18 protein-coding genes and 4 pseudogenes are annotated in these 21051 nt (G+C 71.2%); 11 read left to right on the forward strand and 11 right to left on the reverse strand.

Annotated features, from left to right (window positions below; all coding sequences use genetic code 11):
- Positions 1 to 94 precede the first annotated feature (94 nt).
- On the reverse strand, positions 95 to 724 hold the full coding sequence (locus tag ACFZDJ_RS26460; RefSeq protein ID WP_391062171.1) for a hypothetical protein: 630 nt from the start codon (positions 722 to 724) through the stop codon (positions 95 to 97).
- A 246-nt stretch (positions 725 to 970) separates the two neighbouring features.
- Here ACFZDJ_RS26460 and ACFZDJ_RS26465 point away from each other — a divergent pair.
- Positions 971 to 1225: pseudogene (locus ACFZDJ_RS26465) on the forward strand (hemerythrin domain-containing protein); the annotation flags it as partial.
- On the opposite strand, the gene ACFZDJ_RS26470 reads toward ACFZDJ_RS26465, so the two are convergent.
- On the reverse strand, positions 1204 to 2943 hold the full coding sequence (locus ACFZDJ_RS26470; RefSeq protein WP_391062174.1) for a sulfate permease: 1740 nt from the start codon (positions 2941 to 2943) through the stop codon (positions 1204 to 1206). The pseudogene ACFZDJ_RS26465 and the gene ACFZDJ_RS26470 overlap by 22 nt on opposite strands.
- Positions 2944 to 3184: 241 nt before the next feature.
- Between ACFZDJ_RS26470 and ACFZDJ_RS26475 the strand changes: the two are divergent.
- From ACFZDJ_RS26475 to ACFZDJ_RS26495, 5 genes and pseudogenes are all read left to right on the forward strand, one after another.
- Positions 3185 to 3910, forward strand: a pseudogene (locus ACFZDJ_RS26475) (Acg family FMN-binding oxidoreductase); the annotation flags it as partial.
- 339 nt (positions 3911 to 4249) lie between these two features.
- Positions 4250 to 4951 carry a CBS domain-containing protein gene (locus ACFZDJ_RS26480; protein WP_391062510.1) on the forward strand — a complete coding sequence of 234 codons (702 nt, stop codon included), beginning with the start codon at positions 4250 to 4252 and terminating at the stop codon, positions 4949 to 4951.
- Between the two features lie 188 nt (positions 4952 to 5139).
- Positions 5140 to 7584 (forward strand): SpoIIE family protein phosphatase, encoded by a 2445-nt coding sequence (locus tag ACFZDJ_RS26485; protein WP_391062177.1) that lies wholly within the window; start codon positions 5140 to 5142, stop codon positions 7582 to 7584.
- Positions 7585 to 7801: 217 nt separating this feature from the next.
- Positions 7802 to 10060 carry a PAS domain S-box protein gene (locus ACFZDJ_RS26490; RefSeq protein WP_391062512.1) on the forward strand — a complete coding sequence of 753 codons (2259 nt, stop codon included), beginning with the start codon at positions 7802 to 7804 and terminating at the stop codon, positions 10058 to 10060.
- Positions 10057 to 10188: a hypothetical protein gene (locus ACFZDJ_RS26495; RefSeq protein ID WP_391062180.1), complete on the forward strand. Its 132-nt coding sequence runs from the start codon at positions 10057 to 10059 to the stop codon at positions 10186 to 10188. The genes ACFZDJ_RS26490 and ACFZDJ_RS26495 overlap by 4 nt, the downstream gene beginning before the upstream one ends.
- Here ACFZDJ_RS26495 and ACFZDJ_RS26500 read toward each other — a convergent pair.
- The 5 genes from ACFZDJ_RS26500 to ACFZDJ_RS26520 all read right to left on the reverse strand — a co-directional run bounded on the left by ACFZDJ_RS26500 (position 10140) and on the right by ACFZDJ_RS26520 (position 15190).
- Positions 10140 to 10604 (reverse strand): SHOCT domain-containing protein, encoded by a 465-nt coding sequence (locus ACFZDJ_RS26500; RefSeq protein ID WP_391062182.1) that lies wholly within the window; start codon positions 10602 to 10604, stop codon positions 10140 to 10142. The two genes, ACFZDJ_RS26495 and ACFZDJ_RS26500, sit on opposite strands and share 49 nt — an antisense overlap.
- A 111-nt stretch (positions 10605 to 10715) precedes the next feature.
- Positions 10716 to 11378 carry an HdeD family acid-resistance protein gene (locus ACFZDJ_RS26505; protein ID WP_384923440.1) on the reverse strand — a complete coding sequence of 221 codons (663 nt, stop codon included), beginning with the start codon at positions 11376 to 11378 and terminating at the stop codon, positions 10716 to 10718.
- A gap of 223 nt (positions 11379 to 11601) precedes the next feature.
- Positions 11602 to 11799: a hypothetical protein gene (locus ACFZDJ_RS26510; RefSeq protein ID WP_168514861.1), complete on the reverse strand. Its 198-nt coding sequence runs from the start codon at positions 11797 to 11799 to the stop codon at positions 11602 to 11604.
- 17 nt (positions 11800 to 11816) lie between these two features.
- Positions 11817 to 12335 (reverse strand): hypothetical protein, encoded by a 519-nt coding sequence (locus ACFZDJ_RS26515; protein WP_168514859.1) that lies wholly within the window; start codon positions 12333 to 12335, stop codon positions 11817 to 11819.
- A gap of 182 nt (positions 12336 to 12517) precedes the next feature.
- A complete protein-coding gene (locus tag ACFZDJ_RS26520) occupies positions 12518 to 15190 on the reverse strand; it encodes a LuxR C-terminal-related transcriptional regulator (protein WP_391062186.1) in 2673 nt (890 codons plus the stop codon).
- Positions 15191 to 15661: 471 nt separating this feature from the next.
- On the opposite strand from ACFZDJ_RS26520, the gene ACFZDJ_RS26525 reads away from it, so the two are divergent.
- Positions 15662 to 16009 (forward strand): hypothetical protein, encoded by a 348-nt coding sequence (locus ACFZDJ_RS26525; protein WP_390935753.1) that lies wholly within the window; start codon positions 15662 to 15664, stop codon positions 16007 to 16009.
- A gap of 46 nt (positions 16010 to 16055) precedes the next feature.
- Positions 16056 to 16283, forward strand: a pseudogene (locus ACFZDJ_RS26530) (helix-turn-helix domain-containing protein); the annotation flags it as partial.
- 38 nt (positions 16284 to 16321) lie between these two features.
- On the opposite strand, the gene ACFZDJ_RS26535 reads toward ACFZDJ_RS26530, so the two are convergent.
- On the reverse strand, positions 16322 to 16660 hold the full coding sequence (locus ACFZDJ_RS26535; RefSeq protein ID WP_391062552.1) for a hypothetical protein: 339 nt from the start codon (positions 16658 to 16660) through the stop codon (positions 16322 to 16324).
- Between the two features lie 38 nt (positions 16661 to 16698).
- Positions 16699 to 16857 (reverse strand): hypothetical protein, encoded by a 159-nt coding sequence (locus tag ACFZDJ_RS26540; RefSeq protein WP_391062189.1) that lies wholly within the window; start codon positions 16855 to 16857, stop codon positions 16699 to 16701.
- A 99-nt stretch (positions 16858 to 16956) separates the two neighbouring features.
- On the opposite strand from ACFZDJ_RS26540, the pseudogene ACFZDJ_RS26545 reads away from it, so the two are divergent.
- A pseudogene (locus ACFZDJ_RS26545) lies at positions 16957 to 17883 on the forward strand (xanthine dehydrogenase family protein molybdopterin-binding subunit); the annotation flags it as partial.
- A 23-nt stretch (positions 17884 to 17906) separates the two neighbouring features.
- Here ACFZDJ_RS26545 and ACFZDJ_RS26550 read toward each other — a convergent pair.
- Positions 17907 to 18857 carry an XdhC family protein gene (locus ACFZDJ_RS26550; RefSeq protein WP_391062190.1) on the reverse strand — a complete coding sequence of 317 codons (951 nt, stop codon included), beginning with the start codon at positions 18855 to 18857 and terminating at the stop codon, positions 17907 to 17909.
- A 94-nt stretch (positions 18858 to 18951) separates the two neighbouring features.
- Positions 18952 to 19317 (reverse strand): hypothetical protein, encoded by a 366-nt coding sequence (locus ACFZDJ_RS26555; protein ID WP_390935747.1) that lies wholly within the window; start codon positions 19315 to 19317, stop codon positions 18952 to 18954.
- 166 nt (positions 19318 to 19483) lie between these two features.
- Between ACFZDJ_RS26555 and ACFZDJ_RS26560 the strand changes: the two genes are divergently transcribed.
- Together ACFZDJ_RS26560 and ACFZDJ_RS26565 are read left to right on the forward strand one after the other, a co-directional pair.
- Positions 19484 to 20062 (forward strand): carboxymuconolactone decarboxylase family protein, encoded by a 579-nt coding sequence (locus ACFZDJ_RS26560; protein ID WP_391062194.1) that lies wholly within the window; start codon positions 19484 to 19486, stop codon positions 20060 to 20062.
- Positions 20059 to 20910: an RNA polymerase sigma-70 factor gene (locus tag ACFZDJ_RS26565; RefSeq protein ID WP_384923464.1), complete on the forward strand. Its 852-nt coding sequence runs from the start codon at positions 20059 to 20061 to the stop codon at positions 20908 to 20910. Before ACFZDJ_RS26560 ends, ACFZDJ_RS26565 begins: the two co-directional genes overlap by 4 nt.
- Positions 20911 to 21051 lie beyond the last annotated feature (141 nt).

The raw sequence follows: 21051 nt of genomic DNA on the forward strand, positions 1-21051 counted from the left end.
GCCGCAGGTCCCCGGAAGGGGCCGATCGGCCCTATGGACCGCGGGGCGGGCGTGGGAGGGCGGCCCTTTCCGGGTGCCTCCCTCCCTTCCGCGGTCAGCGCAGCCAGCCGTGGTCACGGACGACCGGCAGCTTGGCCCAGAGCTTGCCGACGCCCAGGGTGTCGCCGGCGGCGGCCAGTGCGAGGGCGATGAGGACGACGGCGTAGACGAGGTGGTAGTCCGCGAACGGGTTGGTGGACATGCTCGCCGTTCCGTCGGACAGGTGCTTGGCGGGCGGCCACTCGGCGACCCACATCAGCGCCATCATCGCGGTGCCCGCGACCGCGGCCAGGCGTAGCGCGATCCCGCCGATCAGGGCGAGCCCGATGCCGAGCAGTCCGGCCATGAACAGCCAGTCCGCCCAGGTGTCGCCCGCCCAGGAGTGGAAGGTGGACTGCATCGGCCCTGCGGCGACGCCGCTGAGGAAGCCCTTGGTCGGCGAGCCGCCGTCGATCCAGCCCTTGCCGGAGGGGGTGGCGTAGCCGAACCCAAAGGTCTTGTCGAGGAACGCCCACAGAAAAACGAATCCGGTCAGCAGGCGCAGCGAGGCGAAGGAGTAGGCCCTCAAGGCGTACGTGTCGGTGCTCGCCGACACGGCGGACCCAGAGGTGGACGCGGCCCGGTTCCTGCGGAAGGACGGCAGGTGGAACCCCGGGCTCCGGTGAGGGTGCTCGTGCACGGCCATGGCGGTGGTCCCTTCGGGGAATCGGAGAGTGTCGGACCGGTGCCCGACAGCGACCACTCTGGTGGCGCGGGACGGGCAGCACCGGGTGCCGAAGGGCCGTGATCGGGGGGCCGAACGGCCCTGTCTGCGGGGGCTGTTGGGCTTGCCGTACGGGATCTCGGCGGCACTGCGCGCGCAAGCGGCCCCGGGCAGTCGCCCCACGTTGCCGGAGAGCAGGGTGGTGGGGCGGCGGAACAGTTCCCACGGGATGAGCACCAGCTCTACCCGGCCCTCGCCTCCTCGCTCGGCGGCCCCGAGACCACCGCCACCATGAGCCGCGCCCACGCCGAGATCGAGCGCCTCGCCGGACGCACAGCCACACACCTCGCGCTCAGCGGGCCCGACGGCGCACCGCACCCCGAACAACTCGACGACCTGCGCGCCTGTCTGTACGGCCTGCACAGCGTGCTGCGCCTGCACTTCACGCAGGAGGAGGAGAACTATTTCTCCCTCGCCCAGTGACGGCCGCCGCGTCGGAGCCACTCCCGGTACGCGGCCAGGGCCGTGGGCAGAGTCGGGAAGATCCGGTCGGTGCCGATGGCCTCGGTCAGCCCGAAGGCGTCGAGGTCGTCGCGCAGGTCCTGCTTGACGCGGGCGAGCGCGAAGACGATGTGACGCTGTTCGAGTTCCTGGCGCAGGGCGTCGACCGCGTCGAGCGCGGTGATGTCCACCTCGACGATGGCCTCGGTGTTGAGGACGAACCAGTCGACAGCACCTTCGTGTCGGTCGACCGCCGCCAGCGCCCGCCGCTTGAAGTCCTCGGCGTTGGCGAAGAACAGGGGAGAGTCGTAGCGGTAGACAAGCAGGCCGGGGACCGTGCGGGCCTGCGGATAGTCGTCCACGTCGTGCATCCCGGCCAGGCCCGGCACCAGACCCTCGACCGCGTCGTGCGGGCGGGCCACCCGGGTGAGCAGTTCCGCGACGGAGAGGCCGACCGCCACGAGTACGCCGTACAGGATGTCAAGGGCCAGCACTCCGGCGAGACAGCCCAGGGCCAGGAGCAGCTCCCGGCGCCGGAAGGCTGCCAGCCTGCGGAACCCGGCCAGATCCATCATGCGGACCCCGGCATAGACGACCAGGGCGCCCAGCACGGTCGACGGCGTGTGCGCGAGGAGCGGGCTGAGGAACAGCAGCACGGCGAGGACCACTGCCCCGGCGACGAGCGAGTACGCCTGGCTGCGGCCCCCGGCCGAGTGCGCGAGTGCGGTACGACTGGCGCTGCTGCTCACCGGGAAGCCGTGCAGCACGCCCGCGCCCAGGTTCGCGCCTCCCAGGGCCAGCAGTTCCTGGTTGGGGTCGAGTTCGTCGCCGCGAGCCGCGAAGGCGCGCGCGGTGAGGATGACGTCGGTGTAGCCGACCAGGAGCACGCCGAGTGCCGGCAGTACCAGTTGCGGCAGGTCGCCCGGCGTCGGCAGGCCGGGGCTTGGCAGCCCGGCCGGTACCGCGCCGATGACGGCGATGCCGTGGTCCTCCAGTCCGAAGACCGCGACGGCCGCCGTGCCGAGCACCAGGGCCAGCAGGGGGCCCGGGACACCGGGGAAGAACCGCGCGACCGCGAAGAGGAACGCGATCGCCGCCACGGAGAAGATCACCGTGGCGGGATGGGCGTCCCCCAGGTTCCTCACGAAGGAGAGCAGTTGAGGAAAGAACTCGGATCCCGAGGTGCTGACACCGGTCAGTTTGGGGAGCTGGTCGACGATGATGATGAGCGCCACGCCCGTCAGGTAGCCGACCAGGATCGGCCGTGACAGCAGGTCGGCGAGGAAGCCGAGCCGTGCCACCCACGCCACCAGGAACATCGCCCCGACCACGACCGCGAGCCCGGCGGCGAGCGCGGCGTACCGGTCCGGGGCGCCCGCGGCGAGCGGCCCCACCACGGTGGCGGTCATCAGTGCGGTGGTCGACTCGGGCCCGACGGACAGCAACCGTGACGAACCCAGCAGGGTGTACAGCAGCAGGGCGGGGAGGATCGCCCAGAGCCCCGCGACCGGCGGCAGTCCCGCAAGGCCCGCATAGGCCATGACCTGCGGAACGAGATAGGCCGCGACGGTCACTCCGGCCAGCAGGTCGCCACGCAGCCACGAGCGGTGGTAGCCGGCCAGTACGGTGAGTCCTGGAGCCACCCGCCGCACGAGACCGCGTCGGCCTTCCCCGGCGGCCGCACCCGGGCGCTCGGACATGGGGCTCCCTTCGTCACCGTCTTCAGCATCGCCCCACGGGCGTCCCACCGCGAGGGCCGGTCGGCCCTCATGGGCGGCGCTCCGGGCTCTCCGGGCATCGCGACGGAGCCGGCGATGGCGTGGCGGACGTCATGCACGGGGATCGTCCCGGTGCCCGTCTTCGACTCCGGCACCGGAACGCCGACGGTGAGGACACCGTCTCTTCGAGAAGCTGATCGCTGCGGCCGTCGCCGCGCCCTCGATGCACAACACGCAGCCCTGGCGCTTCCGCCTCGACGCCGAATCGACCACCGTGGAGATCCACGCCGACGCCGGACGGGCACTGCCGCACGAGGATCCGCACGGCCGGGCCCTGCACATCGCCGCCGGCGCGGCCCTGTTCAACCTGCGGGTCGCGGTGAGCCACTTCGGCTGGAAGCCGGTCACTCGGCTGCTCCCGGATCCCCGCCACCCCGGTCTGCTCGCCTCGGTGCACATCACGGGGCGCACCAGCCCCCGCACACTCCACGGCGACGACCTGTACGAGGCCATCTGGCACCGGCACAGCAGCCGCTTCCCCTTCGGCGACCAGCCGGTTCCCGTGTCCGTTCGCCACGAGCTTGCCGAAGCCGCCCGGGCCGAAGGCGCCACGCTCGCCGTCACCGGCCCGCGCGAGACGGCGCGGCTGCTGCGGATCACCACCGAAGCGGAACGCCGCAACCACGCCGACCCGGCACGCAGCGCCGAAAGCCGCCGCTGGTCGAGCCGCGACGGGGCCGAGGACACGGGCATCCCGTCCGCGGCACTGGGGCCGCAGGACACCTTCGAGCAGCTCCCCATGCGTGATTTCGGCGCGCGGCGGTCCCTGGGGCGGCTGCCGGCCCGGCCCTTCGAACGGACACCCGCGTTCGCGTCGCTCAGCACCGGCCACGACCGGCGCACCGACTGGCTCCGGGCCGGTCAGGCGCTTGAGTGCGTCTTGCTCGTCGCCACGGCGCACGGTCTGCGCACCTCACTCCTGCACCAGGCTCTGGAGTGGACCCGACCTCCGCGACGACCTGCGCCCCACTGCATCCCCCTTCGACCACGTGCAGATGCTCATCCGATGCGGCTACGGCCCGCAAGGGCCTCCCACGCCCCGTCGCACACCGCGGCTCTTCCTCGACCTCCACGGCGCCGTCCCTCAAGGAGACCGGTACTGACCGAGGACGAATCACCCCTCCCCCCGGGACCTGTCGGCCGTGGCCGGGGCCGACCGGCCCATGGGGCTACGGCCGAGAGCACCGCACAGTGGAGGGAAACGCACGTGACGAAGGAGGCGGAAGTCATGAGGCACCGGATGGTGAGCGATCTGATGACCACTTCGGTCGTACGGGTGCGGGAGGACACCGGGTTCAAGGACATCGCCAAACTGCTGGCCGAGTACGACATCACGGCCATACCCGTCGTGGACGACGACGACCGGCCCGTGGGCATGGTGTCCGAGGCGGATCTGCTGCGCAAGGAGGCGGGTCAGCTGGACCCCGCGGGACTGCTGCCGGTCCTGCACCCGCGCCCCGCCGACCGGACCAAGCAGGAGGCGACCACCGCCCGCGGGCTCATGACCAGCCCGGCCATCACGGCCCGGCCGCAGTGGACGGTGGTGGAGGCCGCGCAGGTGGTGGAGCGCTACCGTGTCAAGCGGCTGCCGGTGGTGGACGAAGCCGACCGGCTGGTCGGGCTGATCAGCCGCGCCGACCTGCTGCGGGTGTTCCTGCGCGGTGACAGTGCCATCCGCGAGGAGATCTCCGGGGACGTGCTGGTCCGCACCCTGGGCATCGCGCCCGACTCGGTGACCGTGCGGGTCGTGGACGGCCAGGTCTCCTTGACGGGAACCGTCGAACGGAAATCCCTCATCCCCGTCGCCGTTCGGATGTGCCAAGGCGTGGACGGAGTCGTGGAGGTCACCGAACATCTGAGCCACCGGACGGACGACACCTCCGAAAACCTGTACGCCGACTCACCGCGCCACACCCAACTGTCACCTTGACGAGCGCGGTGCGGCAGCACCTTCCTGCGCGGGGGGGCGGACGCCGACCTGCGTGTGCGCTCAAGGAGAGATACAAGTGGGGGAAGGAACCAACGCGACGCGATGCGACGTTCCGCCGACCTGCGGCCTCTGCTGTGTCTCCCCAGAACCCGAGAGTTCCCGGGGGGCAGGATGGGCGATGATGGGACATGGAGAATGCCGGCCCCGTGGGAAACGGCCTCGGTCAGCTTCCGGACCCGGTCACCTCGGCCACGGCGGTCGTCGACGCGCGGGGGACCGTGACGGGGTGGAGTACCGGCGCGCAGCGGTTGCTCGGGTACCCGTACGAGGACGTCGTAGGGCGCCCCGCGGCGCGTCTGTTCGACTGCGCCGCCGATGCCCCGGCGGACTTCTCCGCGGTACTCGAGGGTCGCGGCGGGACGACCCCGCTGCGACACCGTGACGGCCATCATGTGGAAGCCGAGCTGGGGGCGTACCCGTCACTCGACCGTGAGGGCAACGCGCAATGGCTCATCGTGGCCACGCCGCCACAACGGCCTCGTCCGGGTCAGGAGCCACATCCGGACAAGGACGAGGCGACGACGGAGGAAGCCTTCGCGCAGAGCCACCTTCCTGTGATGATCTACGACTCCGATTTGCGGGTCCTGCGCGGCAGCGCCGGCGCGACCCGTCAGCTGGGGCTCACGGAGCGGCAGATGCGCGGTCGGCGTGTCACCGACATCATGCCGCCCCATGTGTGCACCACGGTCGAAGAGGGGATGCGCCGGGTGTTCGACACGGGGGAACCGGAGCTCTTCCACGTACATGGCCCACCCCGGCCCGGAGCCCACGGAAGGTTCTGGGCAGTCACCGTGTCCCCCATCAGGAACCCCGCACGAGAGGTGCGACACGTACAGGTCGTCGCGCTCGACGTCACCGAGCAGCACCGGGCCCGGGAACGGCTCGCCCTGCTGAACGACGTCAGCGCACAGGTGGGCAGCACCCTCGACGTGACGCGCACCGCTCAGGAGATGGCCGACTTCGCGGTGGGCCGGCTCGCCGACTTCATCAGTATCGACCTGCTGGACTCGCTGTTCCGCGGTTTCGAGCCCAGGCCTCCCGGCGAGGGCTCCATCGGTCTGCGCCGCGCCGCGCAGCAGTCCGTCCTTCCCGGCGTCCCCGAGTCGGTGATCCAGCCGGGAGATGTCGACTACTACCCGGATTCCTCACCGCCCGCCCACTGCCTGCTCACAGGGCATTCCTCGCTGCACAGCACCCGGGACAAAGCCGTCGAGAGCTGGGGGACGGCCGACCCCGAACGCGCGGTGAAGGTCCGCACCTTCGGAATGCACTCGCTCATGGTCATCCCACTGCGCGCCCGATGCATCACGCTCGGGGTGGCCGTACTTGTCCGCCACCGGCGCCAGGACCCCTTCGACGAGGACGATCTGCTCCTCGCGGAGGAGATCGCCGCGCGCGCCGCCGTGGCCGTGGACAACGCCCGCCGGTTCACGCGCGAGCGGTCCACTGCCCTGGCCCTGCAGCGAAGTCTGCTTCCGCAGCGGCTCGCCGCCCAGGAGGCCGTGGAAGTGGCGCACCGCTACCTGCCGGCTCGCTCCCGGGCCGGGCTGGGCGGCGACTGGTTCGATGTGATCCCCCTGTCGGGGGCCCGGGCCGCCCTGGTCGTCGGAGACGTGGTGGGCCACGGTCTGCACGCCTCCGCCACCATGGGACGGCTGCGGACCGCGGTACGCACTCTGGCCGACGTCGACCTCCCTCCCGAGGAACTCCTCGTCCATCTGGACGACCTGGTCACCCACCTCAGGGCGGAGGAGGGCACGGGCACGGAGGACCCGGAGCTCGACAACGTCACCGATCTCATCGCCACCTGTCTGTACCTGGTCTACGACCCGGTCTCGCGCCGCTGCACGGCCGCCGGAGCAGGGCATCCCCCGCCCGCCGTGGTGACGCCCGACGGCACGGCGGAGTTCATCGACCTGCCGGTCGGCCCTCCGCTGGGAGTGGGCGGGCTGCCTTTCGAGGCGGTCGAATGGGAGGTGCCCCGCGGCAGCCTGCTCGCGCTGTACACGGACGGCCTCGTCGAGGTCCCCGAACACGACCTCGGCAAGGGCATGGAGCTGCTGCGCCGGCGCCTGGAGCGGCCCGCTCGCTCGCTGGAGGCCCTGTGTGACGACCTGGTGCAGACTCTGCTCCCCGCGCAGCCGTCGGACGACGTCGCCCTGCTCGTCGCACGCACGCGCGCCCTCGACTCGGACCGGGTCGCCACCTGGGATCTGCCTGCCGACCCGGCCGCCGTGGCGGGCGCGCGTGGCGAGGTCTCCCGTCGCCTGGCGAAGTGGGGACTGCAGGAGGTCTCCTTCACCGCGGAATTGGTGGTGAGCGAGCTGGTCACCAACGCGATCCGCTACGGCGGCCCTCCCATTCAGCTGCGCCTGATCCAAGACACCGTGCTGATCTGCGAGGTCTCCGACGGCAGCAGTACCGCCCCGCACATGCGGCGGGCCCGCACCTTCGACGAGGGCGGGCGCGGGTTGTTGCTCGTGGCCCAGTTCGCCGAGCGTTGGGGCACACGCCACCTGCCCGGAGGGAAGTCGATCTGGGCGGAGATCGACATCCAGAACGAGCGGACGTAACGGCGACCGAACATGTCTGCAGACGGACGCAGCCCGCGCTCACCTCAGACACGATCGACCGCGGTGCGGCCAGAATGAGACATGCCCGAGTGATCGTGCCCCAAGTGCGCTGAGATGGCCCGAACGACCCCATGCGGCGGGTCCGTGGGGGGCGAACGTGGGAGAAACGATCAGTTCGGCTTCGGCCACACCGGGCTCTGCGTCGGGCTGCGCGGCGTTGACGTGCTGTGCCGGGGAGTGCGGTACTGGCTCGGTAGGCGCCGAGGACAGGTTTCGCGGGCTCCTGGAAGCGGCGCCCGACGCCATGATCATCGTGGACGACACCGGAACCATCAGACTCGTCAACGCCCAGACCGAAGCGCTCTTCGGCTACGGCCGCGAGGAACTCCTCGGCCGAACAGTGGACTTGCTCGTACCCGACCGCTTCCGAACCCACCACTCACTGCACCGCACCGGCTACGCCGAGAATCGTCAGGTGCGTCCGATGGGCGCCGGCCTCGAGCTGCACGGCCTGCGCAAGGACGGCACCGAATTCCCCGTCGAGATCAGCCTCAGCCCCCTCGAGACCACCGACGGCCTCCTCGTCTCCGCCGCCGTCCGCGACGTCAGCGACCGCAAGGCGGCCGAGGACCGGTTCCGGGGATTGCTGGAGGCGGCGCCGGACGCCATGGTGATCGTGGACGACACCGGAACCATCAGACTCGTCAACGCCCAGACCGAAGCGCTCTTCGGCTACGGCCGCGAGGAACTCCTCGGCCGAACAGTGGACTTGCTCGTACCCGACCGCTTCCGAACCCAATACACCCTGCACCGCACCGGCTACACCGACAACCGCCAGGTGCGCCCCATGGGCGCCGGCCTCGAACTGCACGGCCTGCGCAAGGACGGCACCGAATTCCCCGTCGAGATCAGCCTCAGCCCCCTCGAGACCACCGACGGCCTCCTCGTCTCCGCCGCCGTCCGCGACGTCAGCGACCGCAAGGCGGCCGAGGAACGCATCAACGAGCTGGCCGCGCTCGTCGAGTCCTCTCAGGACGCGATCCTCGCCAAGACCCTCGACGGGCACATCACCTACTGGAACGCCGCGGCCCAACGTCTCTACGGGTACACACGCGCCCAGGTCATGGGCCACCACGTGTCCCTGCTGGCCCCGCCCGACCACGGCCACGAGATCGATGACCTGATGGACCGGTTGCGCAACGGGGAAAGAGTCGAGCACTTCGAGACACTGCGGGTCACCCGGCACGGCGACCTCCTCGACGTCGACATCACTCTGTGGCCGACCCGTTCCCGCGACGGCGAGGTCATCGGCGCGTGTGCCATCGTCCGCGACATCAGCGATCGCAAGCGGGCCGAAGCCGAGCTGACCGTCCTGTACGAACAACAGCGGCACATCGCGCTGACCTTGCAGCGCAGTCTGATGGGCACTCCGCCCGCCATCCCCGGTCTGACGACCGCCAGCCGCTACCGGCCCGCCACCCAGGGGGCCGGGGTGGGGGGCGACTGGTTCGACCTGGTCCCGCTGGGCGCCGGCCGCGTCGGCGTCCTGATCGGCGACGTGATGGGACGCGGGCTGGAAGCCGCCGCAGTCATGGGCCAGTTGCGTTCCGCGGCGCACGCCCTGGCCAAGACCGGTATGCAGCCCCGCCAGCTCATGCAGGCCCTCGACGCGGCCGTCGCCGACCTCGACGTCCCGGACCAACTGGTCACCTGCTGCTACCTGGTGATCGCGGCCGACGCGGGCGCGGTGACGATCTGCTCCGCCGGACATCTGCCCACCCTGGTGGCCACCCCTGGCGAGGGCGCCCGTGCGCTGCCCGCGCCCGTCAACGCGCCCCTCGGCGTGGGTGATGTCCTCTACCAGCAGTGCAGCGCTGTCATCCCGCCCGGCGCCACCCTCGTGCTCTACACCGACGGACTGATCGAAACCCCCGGCAGCGACATCGAGGACCAGCTCTCGCAGCTCACCACCACGCTGAGCGACCTGTTCACGACCGCCCCCGACCTGGAGGTGGCTGCCGACCACGTCCTGTCCACCTTGCTGCCCGACGCCGAGGGTCACAACGACGATGTCACCCTGCTGCTGACTCGACTGCCCGACGCGCCGCTGGCCGCCGTCTCCCTCGACCTCCCGGCAGTCCCCGACTCCGTCCCCGAGGGCCGAGCCTTCCTCAGCAAGGCCCTCACCTCGTGGGGATGCACCACAAAGGCGGACGACGCACGGCTGCTGCTCTCCGAAGTCCTCACCAACGCCGTTCAGCACGCCCAGGGCCCCATCGGACTGCACCTGTGCCGGACCGCCTCGGACCTGACGGTCGAAGTCGGCGACCACAGCCCGCAGTTGCCCCAACCCCGCTTCGCGGCCGCCGACGACGAGTCCGGGCGCGGACTGATCCTCGTCCGCGCGCTCGCCGACAACTGGGGCGTACGACCCACCGACGACGGCAAGACCACCTGGTTCACCCTCCACCTGTGAGCGGACCCGCCGTCGTCGTGCTGCCTGGTGGCATCGTGCTGCCCGGCGTCGTGCTGCCCGGCGTCGCCTCGTCCGGCGCTCACTGGCCGGACGAGGTGGCGGTGTCCGAGCCGCTGGACGGGCCCTGACCGCTCAGGACGAGTTCCTTCGCCCGGCGGAACTCGTCGTCCGTGATGTCGCCTCGGGCGCGGATCTCGGACAGCTTGGCCAGTTCGTCGACGCTGCTTGTTCCGGTGCCGCCACCCGCCGTCTGCCGGATGTAGGAGTCGAAGGCCTCCTGTTGCGCGCGGGCCTGGTTCACCTCTCGGCGGCCCATGTTCTTGCCGCGGGCGATCACGTAGACGAGGACGCCCAGGAAGGGCAGAAGGATCACGAACAGGAGCCAGCCGGCCTTGGCCCAACCATTCAGGTCGTCGTCACGGAAGATGTCGATGATGATCCGGAAGAGCAGGATGAACCACATGATCCACAGGAAGAACCAGAGCATGCTCCAGAAGACGCTCAACAGCGGGTAGTCGTACGCGAGGTACATCCGTGTGCTCATGTCGCTCCTCCATCCCGGGCGTTCGCCCGGCAGTCGTTCCTCCCGATTCAGCATGCGCACGGCAAGGTTCGTCCGGCCTCACCCGGGACGGGTGAACGTCCGCGCGGAGTCTCAGGGCGACGGGGCGGAGCCGTACGGGTCCGCGGCACGTGCGCGGCGCAGTGCGGCCCGCCAGGCGAAGGCGAGGACGAGTTCGATCAGGCCGAGCAGCACGAGCCACAGGCCGAGCAGCCGGGTCAGGGCGCGGGCGGACTCGGTCGGCAGGGCGAGCACCACGACTCCCGCGACGATGCCGAGCGCCGCGGCGCAGAAGACGACGCCACGGTGCGGGAGGGCCTTCATGGCGATGGCCGTGTAGGCGGTCAGCATGCCGGACACGAGCCAGACGATGCCGACGATCAGCGAGAGCGCGGCGATGGTCTGCAGCGGGTTCCTCAGGCAGAGAACCCCGGCCAGGACGAACAGCACCGAAAGCAGCAGCCCGGGGAGCCGCTCGCCGTGCTCATCGCGGCCGAAGACCGCCACGAAGCGGAACACCCCGGTCACGACCAGGTAGAGACCGATGAGTACTGCCAGGATATGCAGGGTCTCGTCCGGCCACACCAGTACCAGGATGCCCGGCACCAGCGTCGAGATCGCCGAACCCAGGATCCAGGTCCATGAGCGGCCGAGTCCCGCCAGCAGTTCCTCGGGGTCGGTGGGCGGCGCGGAGGCCTGCCCTCCGGGCCTTGGCCCGGGTTCGGTACGCGGCGCCGGACCACGCGATTCGGTCATGGCTCCTCCTCACGCGGTCGAGCGGGTCGTCGCCGGACCGCCGACGGGACGGTGTGCGGGGACTTCACCGGGTCAGCGTCCCGCGCGCCGCCCGCTGCCGGGTCACCCCCGGCGGGTGATCGTCCCTACCCCGGGGCGGGTGATCGTCCCTACCCCGGGGCGGGTGATCGTCCCTACCCCGGGGCGGGTGATCGTCCCTAGCCTCGGGACGGCGTACGCCCGGTCACTCCGGAAGTCGGCGCATCTCCACGACGTGAAGTCCCAGCGACTGGCAGCGGGCCAGCAGCCCGTACAGGTGCGCCTCGTCGACAACGGGGCCGAACAGGACGGTCTGACCGGACATCACCACGTGATCCATCTCCGGAAACGCCTTGGTCAGCGTCTGCGTCATGTGTCCCTCGACACGGATCTCGTAGCGCATGGGCTCAGAACGACCTTTCAATGCGTCAGGACGAGCTTGAACGAAATGATCAGCAGGCCGAGCAGCAGATTGATCGAGGCAGTGACGGCCGTGAGGCACCAGGAGGCGCCCGCACTCCGTGCGGCGGCCGCCGACCAGCCCACCTGCCCGGCCACGGCGACGGCGAGCGCCAGCCAGAAGGTGCCTTGGAGGTCGAGGCCCAGCAGCGGGCTGACGGCCACGGCCACGGTCGGCGGGACGGCGGCCTTGACGATCGGCCACTCCGCACGGCACACCTCGACGACGGTCCTCCGGTCCAGGGACTGCCGGGCCAGACGCGCCCCGAAGAGCTGGGCGTGCACGTGCGCGATCCAGAACGCCACGCCGGTGCCCAACAGCAACACCGCCAGTTCCAGGTGGGGGAACGAGCCCAGCGTGCCGGTGCCGATCACCACCGATGCGGCGAGCATGGACCCGTAGACACCACCGGTGTAGTCGGCTTGCGCCCGATGGTCGGCGTCGGCCGCTGCGGGTACGGCGGGTTCGGTCCGGGACATCAGGGCCTTCTTTCCGATTCGGCGCACCGGACCGAGGACAGGCGTCGGCCGCATCGCCGGATTCGTGATGCTTCGGGCGCCCCGCCCGGTCGGGAGGTGCGTGGTGCCGCCACTCCCATCGCATCCGAACGGCTCGTCCCGCGCCTCACCCGTGACGGGCGAGGGTGCTCACCGGTACGGGTTCACAGCAGCCGCAGCTCGCGCGCCCGGCGCACCGCTTCGTTGCGCCGGTTCACCGCCAGTTTCCGGTAGACGCTCTTGAGGTGGGTCTTGACCGTGTTCACCGACACGCAGAGGTCGGCCGCGATCTCTTCCGTCGACATCGTCTGGGCCAGCCGCTGGAGAACGTCGCGTTCGCGTTCGCTCAGCTCCTGTACGACGAGCGGCGCGGGTGTTTCGAGCCGGGGCGCCTCGCCGGTCGTCAACCAGCCCGCGGCCAGTGGTCGAAGTGGCGCCGTGCCCAGGAGACGTCGGATCCACGGTCCGGCCTCGAGGAAAGGACGTCGCAGCCGCTCGCGCCGGGCCTCCAGCAGCGCCTGGCCCACCAGCTTGCCCGCGGCGGCGGAGTCGCCCGCCTCCAGTGCGGCCTGCGCCCGTGTCAGCGTGGCCCGCACGGTCACCGCCGGACCGGCCGGACCCTCGGTGCGCAGACGGTCGAGCAGGTCGAGCGCGGCGGCGGGGCGGCCCGCCGTCAGATGGGCCCGCGCGGCCTCCACCACACAGGCCGGCTGGTCGTCCGGCACCTGTCGCAGCACCTCGGCGGCCGCGTCCGGCCGCCCCTCGGCCAGGTGGGCGGCGGAGGCGACCAGAGCGACATGAGCCTGCGCCCAGGGTGATGCCACGTCCGCGCAGACCGCCGCGTCCACCGCCGCCAGGGCGGCTCGGGTCTTGCCTCGGGCCAGCAGCAGACGTGCCGTCGCGATGGACCGGCCCGTGGCCGACACCGGGTCCCGTGTCGCCAGGCGCAAGCCGACCGCCTCGTCGAGGAGGGCTTGGGCCTGATCCAGTTCGTTCCGTTCGACGGCCACGGCGGCCAGGACCACCCGCCCGATGTCCGAGCCGGACGACCCGCACAGACCGAACCGCTCCGAGTCGGTCGTCGCCGCCCGTGCCTTGCGCTCCGCCCTGCCGTGCCAGCCGTTCAAGTAGTCGATCAGCGCCAGGTGCCCCAAGGAGTCCTCGCGCGGAAGCACCGTCGAGGCCCCGCCGGGACAGCCCGCCGCCGCGGACAGCGCGGTGCGGGCGTCCTCGAAGCGCCCGGCCCACAGGCGCGTCGAGCCCAGATGGGTCAGCAGCAGAGCGATGAGTTCGGGATGCTGCCCCAGGAGGTGGGCGGGAACCGCCTGTCTCAGTTCCTCGGCCGCCTCCGCGGCCCTCTCCGCCTGGAGCGGGGACCCGGCCAGACGGGCCGCCAGAGCCTCCAGCAGTGCGCAGCTCAGCCGTGCCGCCGCCGGGCCGGGCACCTCGGTGGCCGCGTCGGGCACGTCCGCGGCCAGGGCCGCCTCGGCATGGCGCAGACGGGCCAGACCACGGTCGAGGTCGCACTGGGACAGGTCCTGGGCCGCTCGGACGACGTCCGTCGCGGGGCTCGTGGCCTCGGGTCCCATCCGGGAGAACAGCTCGGCCAGCTCGTCACGGCGCAGACCGGTGAAGAGCTGTCCGATCGCCAGGCCGTCGACGAAGGCGCCGGCGGTGAACTCCCAGTCGCCCGCGGCGGCGCCGTGGACGATCGTCTCCGGGAGGGATCCGGAGATCAGCAGCCACCGGGCCGCCCGCCGGTGGAGTTCGGGCTCCAGTCCAGGACAGCGCTCCCGCAGATGGGCCCGGAGGATCTCCCCGAACAGCGGGTGGAGTCGGTACCACGAGTGTCCGAGGTCCTCGACGAACGCGTTCTCGCGGTGCAGCTCGGCGAGTAGGGGCTCGGCGTCGGTGCGCTGCGTCAGCGCGTTGGCCAGATCGGGGCAGAGGCGCTCCAGGACGCTGACCCGCAGTAGGAGGTCCTGCGTCTCGGCGGTTCGCCGCTTGAGCACCTCGGCCAGAAGGTAGTCGGCGACCGTACTCCGCCCTGCCTCGAATTCCTTCAGGTATCTCTCCGGATCCGGGCTCTCCCGCGCGGCCAGGGCGCACAGCCGCAGACCGGCCGCCCATCCTCCGGTGCGGTCCACGAGCGCCCCCACCGCGTGCGCGGGCAGGCGCAGGCCGTGCAGCTCCAGGAGTACGGCCGCCTCCTCGGGTGTGAAGGCCAGTTCCGCGTTCCGGATCTCCGTCAGGTCACCGGCCGCCCGGTAACGGTGCACCGGCAGCAGCGGCTCGGTGCGGGTGACGAGGATGAGGCGCATTCCCGTTCCGGCATGGTGCAGGACGAACTCCAGCTGTTCCGCGATTTCCGGCGCGGTCACGCGGTCGTATTCGTCGAGCACGACGATCGCCGGCCGGTCGCGTCCGCTCAGTTCGGCGGCGAGCCGTGCCAGCAGTTTGCGGTCCACCCGGCTCGCGTCGACCGGACAGCGAATGTCGCTGGGGACCGGCACGCCCGAGGCCCGCAGGGCCTGGAGCACGTACGCCCAGAACATCCCGGGCTGCTGATCCGCCGCGTCGGCGGTGAACCAGGCGACCGGCTGCCCCAGCCCAGTGACCCACTCGGCGACCAGCAGGGTCTTCCCCGCCCCGGCCGCTCCGTTGACCACCGTCAACGGGGTCAGCAGAGCCTTGTCCAGGTGTGCGACCAGCCGCTCCCGCCGCAGGAAGGTGGCGGGTCTCATCGGCGGGGCGAACCGTGTGCGCAGAAACGGGTCTCCCATGGGATCGACCCATCCGACGGTCGACCCCTGGCCGCTCTCCTCGATACCAGCCATGGTGATCGCCATTATCGCGTCAGATCACGCGCGGCGCTCTTCTCACCACTGCCCGCTATCCCGAGCCCCTCACCAACGTGCCGTAAGCGTCCTCTCTGATTTAAGAATTACATTTCCGTGCATTGGCAATAACATGCTCATTCACAGGCCCCGGCGTCGGCCTCGGCCGCCCCGAGCGCCGTGCCGGAGCGGCGCGAACGCGCCGTGGTCGTGGGCACCGGCTTCGGCGGTGGCGTCGCCGCGCTGCGGTGGCCCTGTCCTACGGTCGCCCGGATGCCGCTGCCCATCGACTGGAGCTGCGCCCCGGTTCCCTTCTCCCCATCAGCCGCTGACCAGCCGCCGGAACTCGCCCCTGTCGACATCGCGTTGACACGGACGGGTGCCGGGCGTTGACTGACGACACGGTGCGGAGCTCCTGCCATTCCGGTGACACCGATACGGCCGGTACGACGTACAGGAAAGTGGCACACGATGATGTACGACCAGTCACGCGCCCAGCAGCCTCCGGACAAAAAGTCCGGTTTGGCCGGACGTCGTACGCCGGGCCCTGAGCCGCTGCTCCCGTCGGACGAACGGGACAAGCTCGCCCACCGACTCCAACACGCCCTCAACACTTTCGCCGACAGCCCGCGTGAGGCGTTGGAGGAGGCCGAGACCGCATTGGACGAGGTCACCGCGCAGCTCATGAGCACCCTCGCGGAACGTCGGCGCGTCCTCCACGAGACTTGGCAGGACCAGGGCCCCGGGACACAGCCGGACGAACTCCGGCACGCGCTGAGGGAGTACCGGGAGATCACACAACGGCTGCTGCGCCTGTAGACACTCACCGTCGTCTCGCCTCCGAAGACGCGATGAGGGTGCCGGTGTGCCGTCGTACAGCATTGGCCAGGCCGCGCGCCTGCTGAGGGTGAGTCCGGAGACCGTGCGCCGTTGGGCGGACGGGGGCCGGCTTCCCATGGGGCGGGACGGTTCGGGGAACCGGGTGATCGACGGCGTAGGGCTGGCCCGGTTCGCGCGGGAGCGTGCGGCCGAGGACGAACGTGGCACCGCCGGCGGCAGGCCGCCCACAGCGGTGCGCAACGCGTGCACGGGCAGGTCTCCAGGGTCCTCAGCAGTGCGGCGGCGGAGGCGTTACGGGTGTCCAGCAGGGGGCCCAGGACGGTGTGGCTGTAGGCGGTGCGGACGTCGGCGGATGCCGGTCAGCAGGGTGTCGAGTCCGGTGAGGGACGAGGAGTCGACGACGGACGAGAAGTCGGGGGCGGTGGTGCGGGCCGAGGCCAGGGCGTAACGGGCCTCGGACAGTGCCCCGTTCAGGTCCTGCGGCCCGGCGGCGGGCGAGCCGATACCGCCGTGCCGCGGGATGGACGGCTCGCAGGCGGCGACGAGCGGCCAGAACTCCGCCCATCCCCCTGCGGCGTCTTCTGTCTGCGGTACGACAGCGAACGCCGTGCCGTCCGTCAGCCGCCCCACGGACGCGCGTCCCGGCCCCGCATGGGCGACCGCCTCCGTCAGCGCCCCTCCGCCAGTCCCGCCCGTTGCGATCCCGTCTCGGCGACGATCACCCGGTAGGGGCCCCGGGCCGGGAGCCCACAGGTCCGCAGCGCTCCTTCCACGGCGGCGACCTCGGCGCCGGGTGAGGAGAGCAGGGTGCCGAGGTCGTCCGCCACCTGGTGTTCGGCGGCCCGGCGCCGGGCTCGTGACTCCTGGCAGCGGGCCAGGATCGCGGTCCGTGGCCGCGACGGTCCGCCTGGCAGGTGTGAAGACGTACGCGGCCGCCCGGGCGACGTGGGCGAAGGCGTTCTCGACGATCACACATCGCCGATGCCAGGGCCGCGCTGCTGCCCGACGGCACCTTCGACCCGGCCGTGGGCACGGCCGAGTTCGGCAACGGCACCACCACGGTGCACCGCCAGATCGCGGCCGGTGAACTCGCCACGACCGTCGAGCGCATCACCGTCCGCCAGTCCGACACCGACGCCGTCAAGCACGACACCGGCGCCTTCGCCTCCACCGGCGTGGTGGTCGCGGGCAAGGCCACCCTGCGTGCCTCCCGTGCCCTCGCGGACATGCTGCTGGACGCCGCCGCCACCCTGCGCGTCCCGCGCGCGGACTGCCGGCTCGTGGAGGAGGCGGTGGCGCATCCGGGCGGCCGCCTGACCTTGAATGAACTGTACGAGGCGGCCAGGGCGGTCGGCGTCACGTGCGCCGCCGACGGGCACTTCGGCGGCACCCCGCGCTCGGTCGCCTTCAACGCGCAGTGGTTCCGCCTCGCCGTCGATCCCGGCACCGGCGAGATCCGCATCCTGCGCAGTGTGCACGCCGCCGACGCGAGCACGGTCATGAATCCCATGCAGTGCCGCGGCCAGGTCGAGGGCGGAGTGGCCCAGGCGCTGGGCGCGACGTTCTTCGAGAACCGCGTCGACGCCCGCGGCGAGGTCGAGACGGCCGCCTTCCGCCGCTACCGCCTCCCGCAGTACGCCGACATCCCACGCACTGAGGTCCATTTCATGGAGACCGCCGACGCCATCGGTCCCCTCGGCGCCAAGTCGATAAGCGAGAGCCCCTTCAACCCGGTCGCCCCGGCCTTCGCCAACGCCCTGCGCGACGCGACGGGCCTCCGCCTCACCGAACTCCCGCTCGCTCGCGACCGGATGTGGCAGGCCCTCGACACGGCGGGGGTGACCAGCCCTTAAGCCTGCGGACCGGGCCCCTACGGTCAGCCCAGTGCGGCGAGAACCTCGGCGCAGATGGCCAAGGCCGTCTCCGCCGGGGTGCGGGCGCCGATGTCGAGTCCGATCGGGCCGTGAATGCGGCGCAACTGCTCCTCGGTGAGCCCCGCCTCGGTGAGAGCTTCGGCGCGGCGGGTCTGGGTACGGCGTGAGCCGAGCGCGCCGACGTAGGGGATGCCGGTGGTCAACGCGGTGTGCAGGGCGGGGATGTCGAGGTCGGGCTCGTGACTGAGCACGATCAGGCAGGCAGCGGCCGGACGGTCGACCAGCAGTTTGCGGGCATCCCCGGCGGCGTACGCGACCGTGGCCTGCCAGCCCAGCACCTGCGCCTGGGTGGTGAGGAGTTCGGCGAGTTCGCCGCCTCCGACGATGACCAGGTGAGGGACGGCCGGGCAGGTCTCGATGAGGACGAGCCCGGCGTCGGCGCGGCGGGTCTCTCGTCCGGCGCGGTGGCGGGCGAGCAGTTGCCGGGCCTGCTCGGCGGCCTGAACGACGGCCGCCGGATCATCGCCCTGCCACCCCGGAGTGACGACGTCGCTGACAGCATGGGTCCGCTCCTCGTCGATCCGGGTGATCAGCGCGGCGTCGGCGCCCTCACTCAGGAGGTCCCACCAGCGGGTGGGGACGGTGTGCAGCGGCTGGAGCAGGATCTCGGCCTGTCCGCCGCAGGTCAGCCGTGCCTCTTTGACCTCGTCGTCGTGTACGGCCACCTCGCACACGCGCGCGGTGTGCCCGGGCGGGAGAGCCGCGGCCTCTGCGGCGAGGTGGTCGTCGAACGCACCGCGGTACAAGGTGCCCCGGCAGTTCCCGTCCTCGTCGATGAGGAGCGCGTCGGCAGGGTGCCGGGGTCCGAAGCCCTGCTCGGTGATCGGCCGGGCCAGTACGGCCGGGCGCCCCTGAGCTGTCCACCGCCGTGCCGTGTCCGCCAGCTCACGCATGATCGCGGCCCTCCTCGTTCCTGGCTGTCGGCACCGGGACACCACCTGACCCACCCGGAAACCACCTGGTCAGCGCGGCGCCGTCATCGACATCCTAGTGAGCCCTTCCGCGGCTCGACCAGCACGGACCGAACAAGCTCGACGCGCGTGGACCGCGGGGTGCCCCTGCCTCGGCCCCTGGGCGGCGGGCACCTGGGCTGCGCAGTGGATGGGCCGTCCGGAAGTGCGAGCCCCACGGCACGGGGGCGTGGGAGCCGGCCGACACGGTGCCGAGGCGGGCCTGTATGCGCCCTCCGGGCAGGCCGTCGATCCTGGCCAGCACATTCACATCCCCGCCACCAGCCTTGCGCACGGCGGCGACCAGCGCGGCTGCCGCGAGGGCGGCGGCTGACGCCTTCTTCTTGCCGGTCTTGCCGGTCTTGGCTGTTGTGCGCTTCGTGCCGGCCTCAAGAGAGCGCATGGTGCGAACCTCCGTTTCGCGCTGGTGGTCCACCGTCTGCTGACGCCGTTCCCGAGGCCCAGTACCCCCTCCCCGTCCCCGGTCCCACCGCCCGTTGTCACATGCGCGAGGCCGGCGGTGTCTTCATGTCGAACCGGCAAACAGGCACACGTACAAGGAGAACACCATGACGCTGCGCGTCCCGAAGGCCGAGCTCCCCGTGGAGCTCCGCGAAATCATGATCAAGCAACTCGGTGCCGTGCCCGAGCCCGTCGAGGTGCTGTGGAACAACCCCGAACTCGCCCAAGCCAACCAGGAGTTCTCGGCCAAGGTGGGCACGTGGAACGCGGCCGACGCGAGCCTCAAGACGTTCGCGCACATGGCCGTCGCGGCACAGGTCGGCTGCAGTTGGTGCCTCGACATCAACTACTTCCACGCACTGAACCAGAACCTGGACCTGGCCAAGGCGAGCCAGGTGCCGCGCTGGCGGCAGTCGGAGGTGTTCACGCCGTTGGAGCGGGACGTGTTGGAGTACGCCGAGGCCATGACGAACACACCGACGACCGTCACCGACGAGTTGTCCGCACGGCTGCTCGACCGGCTCGGCCCGGCGGCGATGGTCGAACTCACCGTGTTCATCGGCTTCGCCAACCTGGCCACCAGGTGCAACACGGCACACGGGATCACGTCGCAGGGCTACTCCGATGCCTGCGAGATTCCGCTGGCCCCGCGTCCGCAGAACTTCGGCATAGCGTCGAAGGCATGACCAAGGACCCGTTCGTCGCCCATCGCAGCCTGCTGTTCACGGTCGCCTACGAGATGCTCGGCTCGTCGGCCGACGCCGAGGACGTGCTGCAGGAGTCCTGGCTCCGGTGGGCCGACGTCGACCGCGCGCAGGTGCGTGACCCGCGGGCCTACCTCGTACGAACCGTCACACGGCAGGCCCTCAACCGTCTGCGGACCTTGTCGCGCAGCCGCGAGGAGTACGTCGGCGAGTGGCTGCCGGAGCCGCTGCTGACCAGCCCCGACGTCGCCGACGACGTCGAGCTCGCGGAGAACGTCTCGATCGCGATGCTGACCGTGCTCGAAACGCTCGGGCCGACGGAGCGCGCGGTGTTCGTACTCCGCGAGGTCTTCGAGATGCCGTACGGCGAGATAGCCGAGGCCGTCGGCAAGTCCGCGGCCGCGGTGCGCCAGATCGCGCGGCGGGCACGCGAGCACGTGGCGGCCCGGCGGCCGCGAGTGCCGGTGAGCCGGTCGGAGCAGCAGGCCGTGGTGGAGCGGTTCCTGGCCGCGCTGCGCACCGGCCAGTTGCAGGAACTGCTGGACGTCATGGCACCGGACGTGGTTCTGATCGCCGACGGCGGCGGGCTTGCGGCCGCCGCGCCGACTCCGATCCACGGGGCCGCACTCGTGGCGAAAATGCTCGCTCGCCCGGACCGGGTGGTGTCGGCCGTGTGGCTCAACGGCGCGCCTGCGGGCCGGATCGAGATCGACGGGCGAGTGGCCGCGGTGAGTCTCGTCGTGGAAGACGGGAAAGTCGTCCGGATCCACGCGATCGCAAATCCGCGGAAGCTGACCCGGCTCGATGAACCGGCCGAACTCACCAGGTAGGCCCGGCCTCTGGCGTCGTGTGTTGCGGGGGGGTGGGACCCCCCCGGACCCACAAGACCGCCCCCCGCGGAGAACCGGCCCGGGGGCCCGGGGGGGTGGGTTGTCCGTGTGGTGTGCGCGGGGTGGCCCGGGGGGGGGCGG

The sequence above is a fragment of the Streptomyces sp. NPDC007896 genome (genome assembly GCF_042959425.1).
Classification (GTDB): domain Bacteria; phylum Actinomycetota; class Actinomycetes; order Streptomycetales; family Streptomycetaceae; genus Streptomyces.

Excerpts from the sequence above, each read along its gene's own strand:
- ACFZDJ_RS26505 (WP_384923440.1), bottom strand. The coding sequence starts at position 11,378 with ATGACCGAATCGCGTGGTCCGGCGCCGCGTACCGAACCCGGGCCAAGG.
- ACFZDJ_RS26480 (WP_391062510.1), top strand. The coding sequence starts at position 4,250 with ATGAGGCACCGGATGGTGAGCGATCTGATGACCACTTCGGTCGTACGG.
- ACFZDJ_RS26555 (WP_390935747.1), bottom strand. The coding sequence starts at position 19,317 with ATGCGCTCTCTTGAGGCCGGCACGAAGCGCACAACAGCCAAGACCGGC.
- ACFZDJ_RS26515 (WP_168514859.1), bottom strand. The coding sequence starts at position 12,335 with ATGTCCCGGACCGAACCCGCCGTACCCGCAGCGGCCGACGCCGACCAT.
- ACFZDJ_RS26525 (WP_390935753.1), top strand. The coding sequence starts at position 15,662 with ATGATGTACGACCAGTCACGCGCCCAGCAGCCTCCGGACAAAAAGTCC.
- ACFZDJ_RS26470 (WP_391062174.1), bottom strand. The coding sequence starts at position 2,943 with ATGTCCGAGCGCCCGGGTGCGGCCGCCGGGGAAGGCCGACGCGGTCTC.
- ACFZDJ_RS26520 (WP_391062186.1), bottom strand. The coding sequence starts at position 15,190 with ATGGCTGGTATCGAGGAGAGCGGCCAGGGGTCGACCGTCGGATGGGTC.
- ACFZDJ_RS26560 (WP_391062194.1), top strand. The coding sequence starts at position 19,484 with ATGACGCTGCGCGTCCCGAAGGCCGAGCTCCCCGTGGAGCTCCGCGAA.
- ACFZDJ_RS26460 (WP_391062171.1), bottom strand. The coding sequence starts at position 724 with ATGGCCGTGCACGAGCACCCTCACCGGAGCCCGGGGTTCCACCTGCCG.
- ACFZDJ_RS26500 (WP_391062182.1), bottom strand. The coding sequence starts at position 10,604 with ATGAGCACACGGATGTACCTCGCGTACGACTACCCGCTGTTGAGCGTC.
- ACFZDJ_RS26510 (WP_168514861.1), bottom strand. The coding sequence starts at position 11,799 with ATGCGCTACGAGATCCGTGTCGAGGGACACATGACGCAGACGCTGACC.
- ACFZDJ_RS26485 (WP_391062177.1), top strand. The coding sequence starts at position 5,140 with ATGGAGAATGCCGGCCCCGTGGGAAACGGCCTCGGTCAGCTTCCGGAC.
- ACFZDJ_RS26550 (WP_391062190.1), bottom strand. The coding sequence starts at position 18,857 with ATGCGTGAGCTGGCGGACACGGCACGGCGGTGGACAGCTCAGGGGCGC.
- ACFZDJ_RS26565 (WP_384923464.1), top strand. The coding sequence starts at position 20,059 with ATGACCAAGGACCCGTTCGTCGCCCATCGCAGCCTGCTGTTCACGGTC.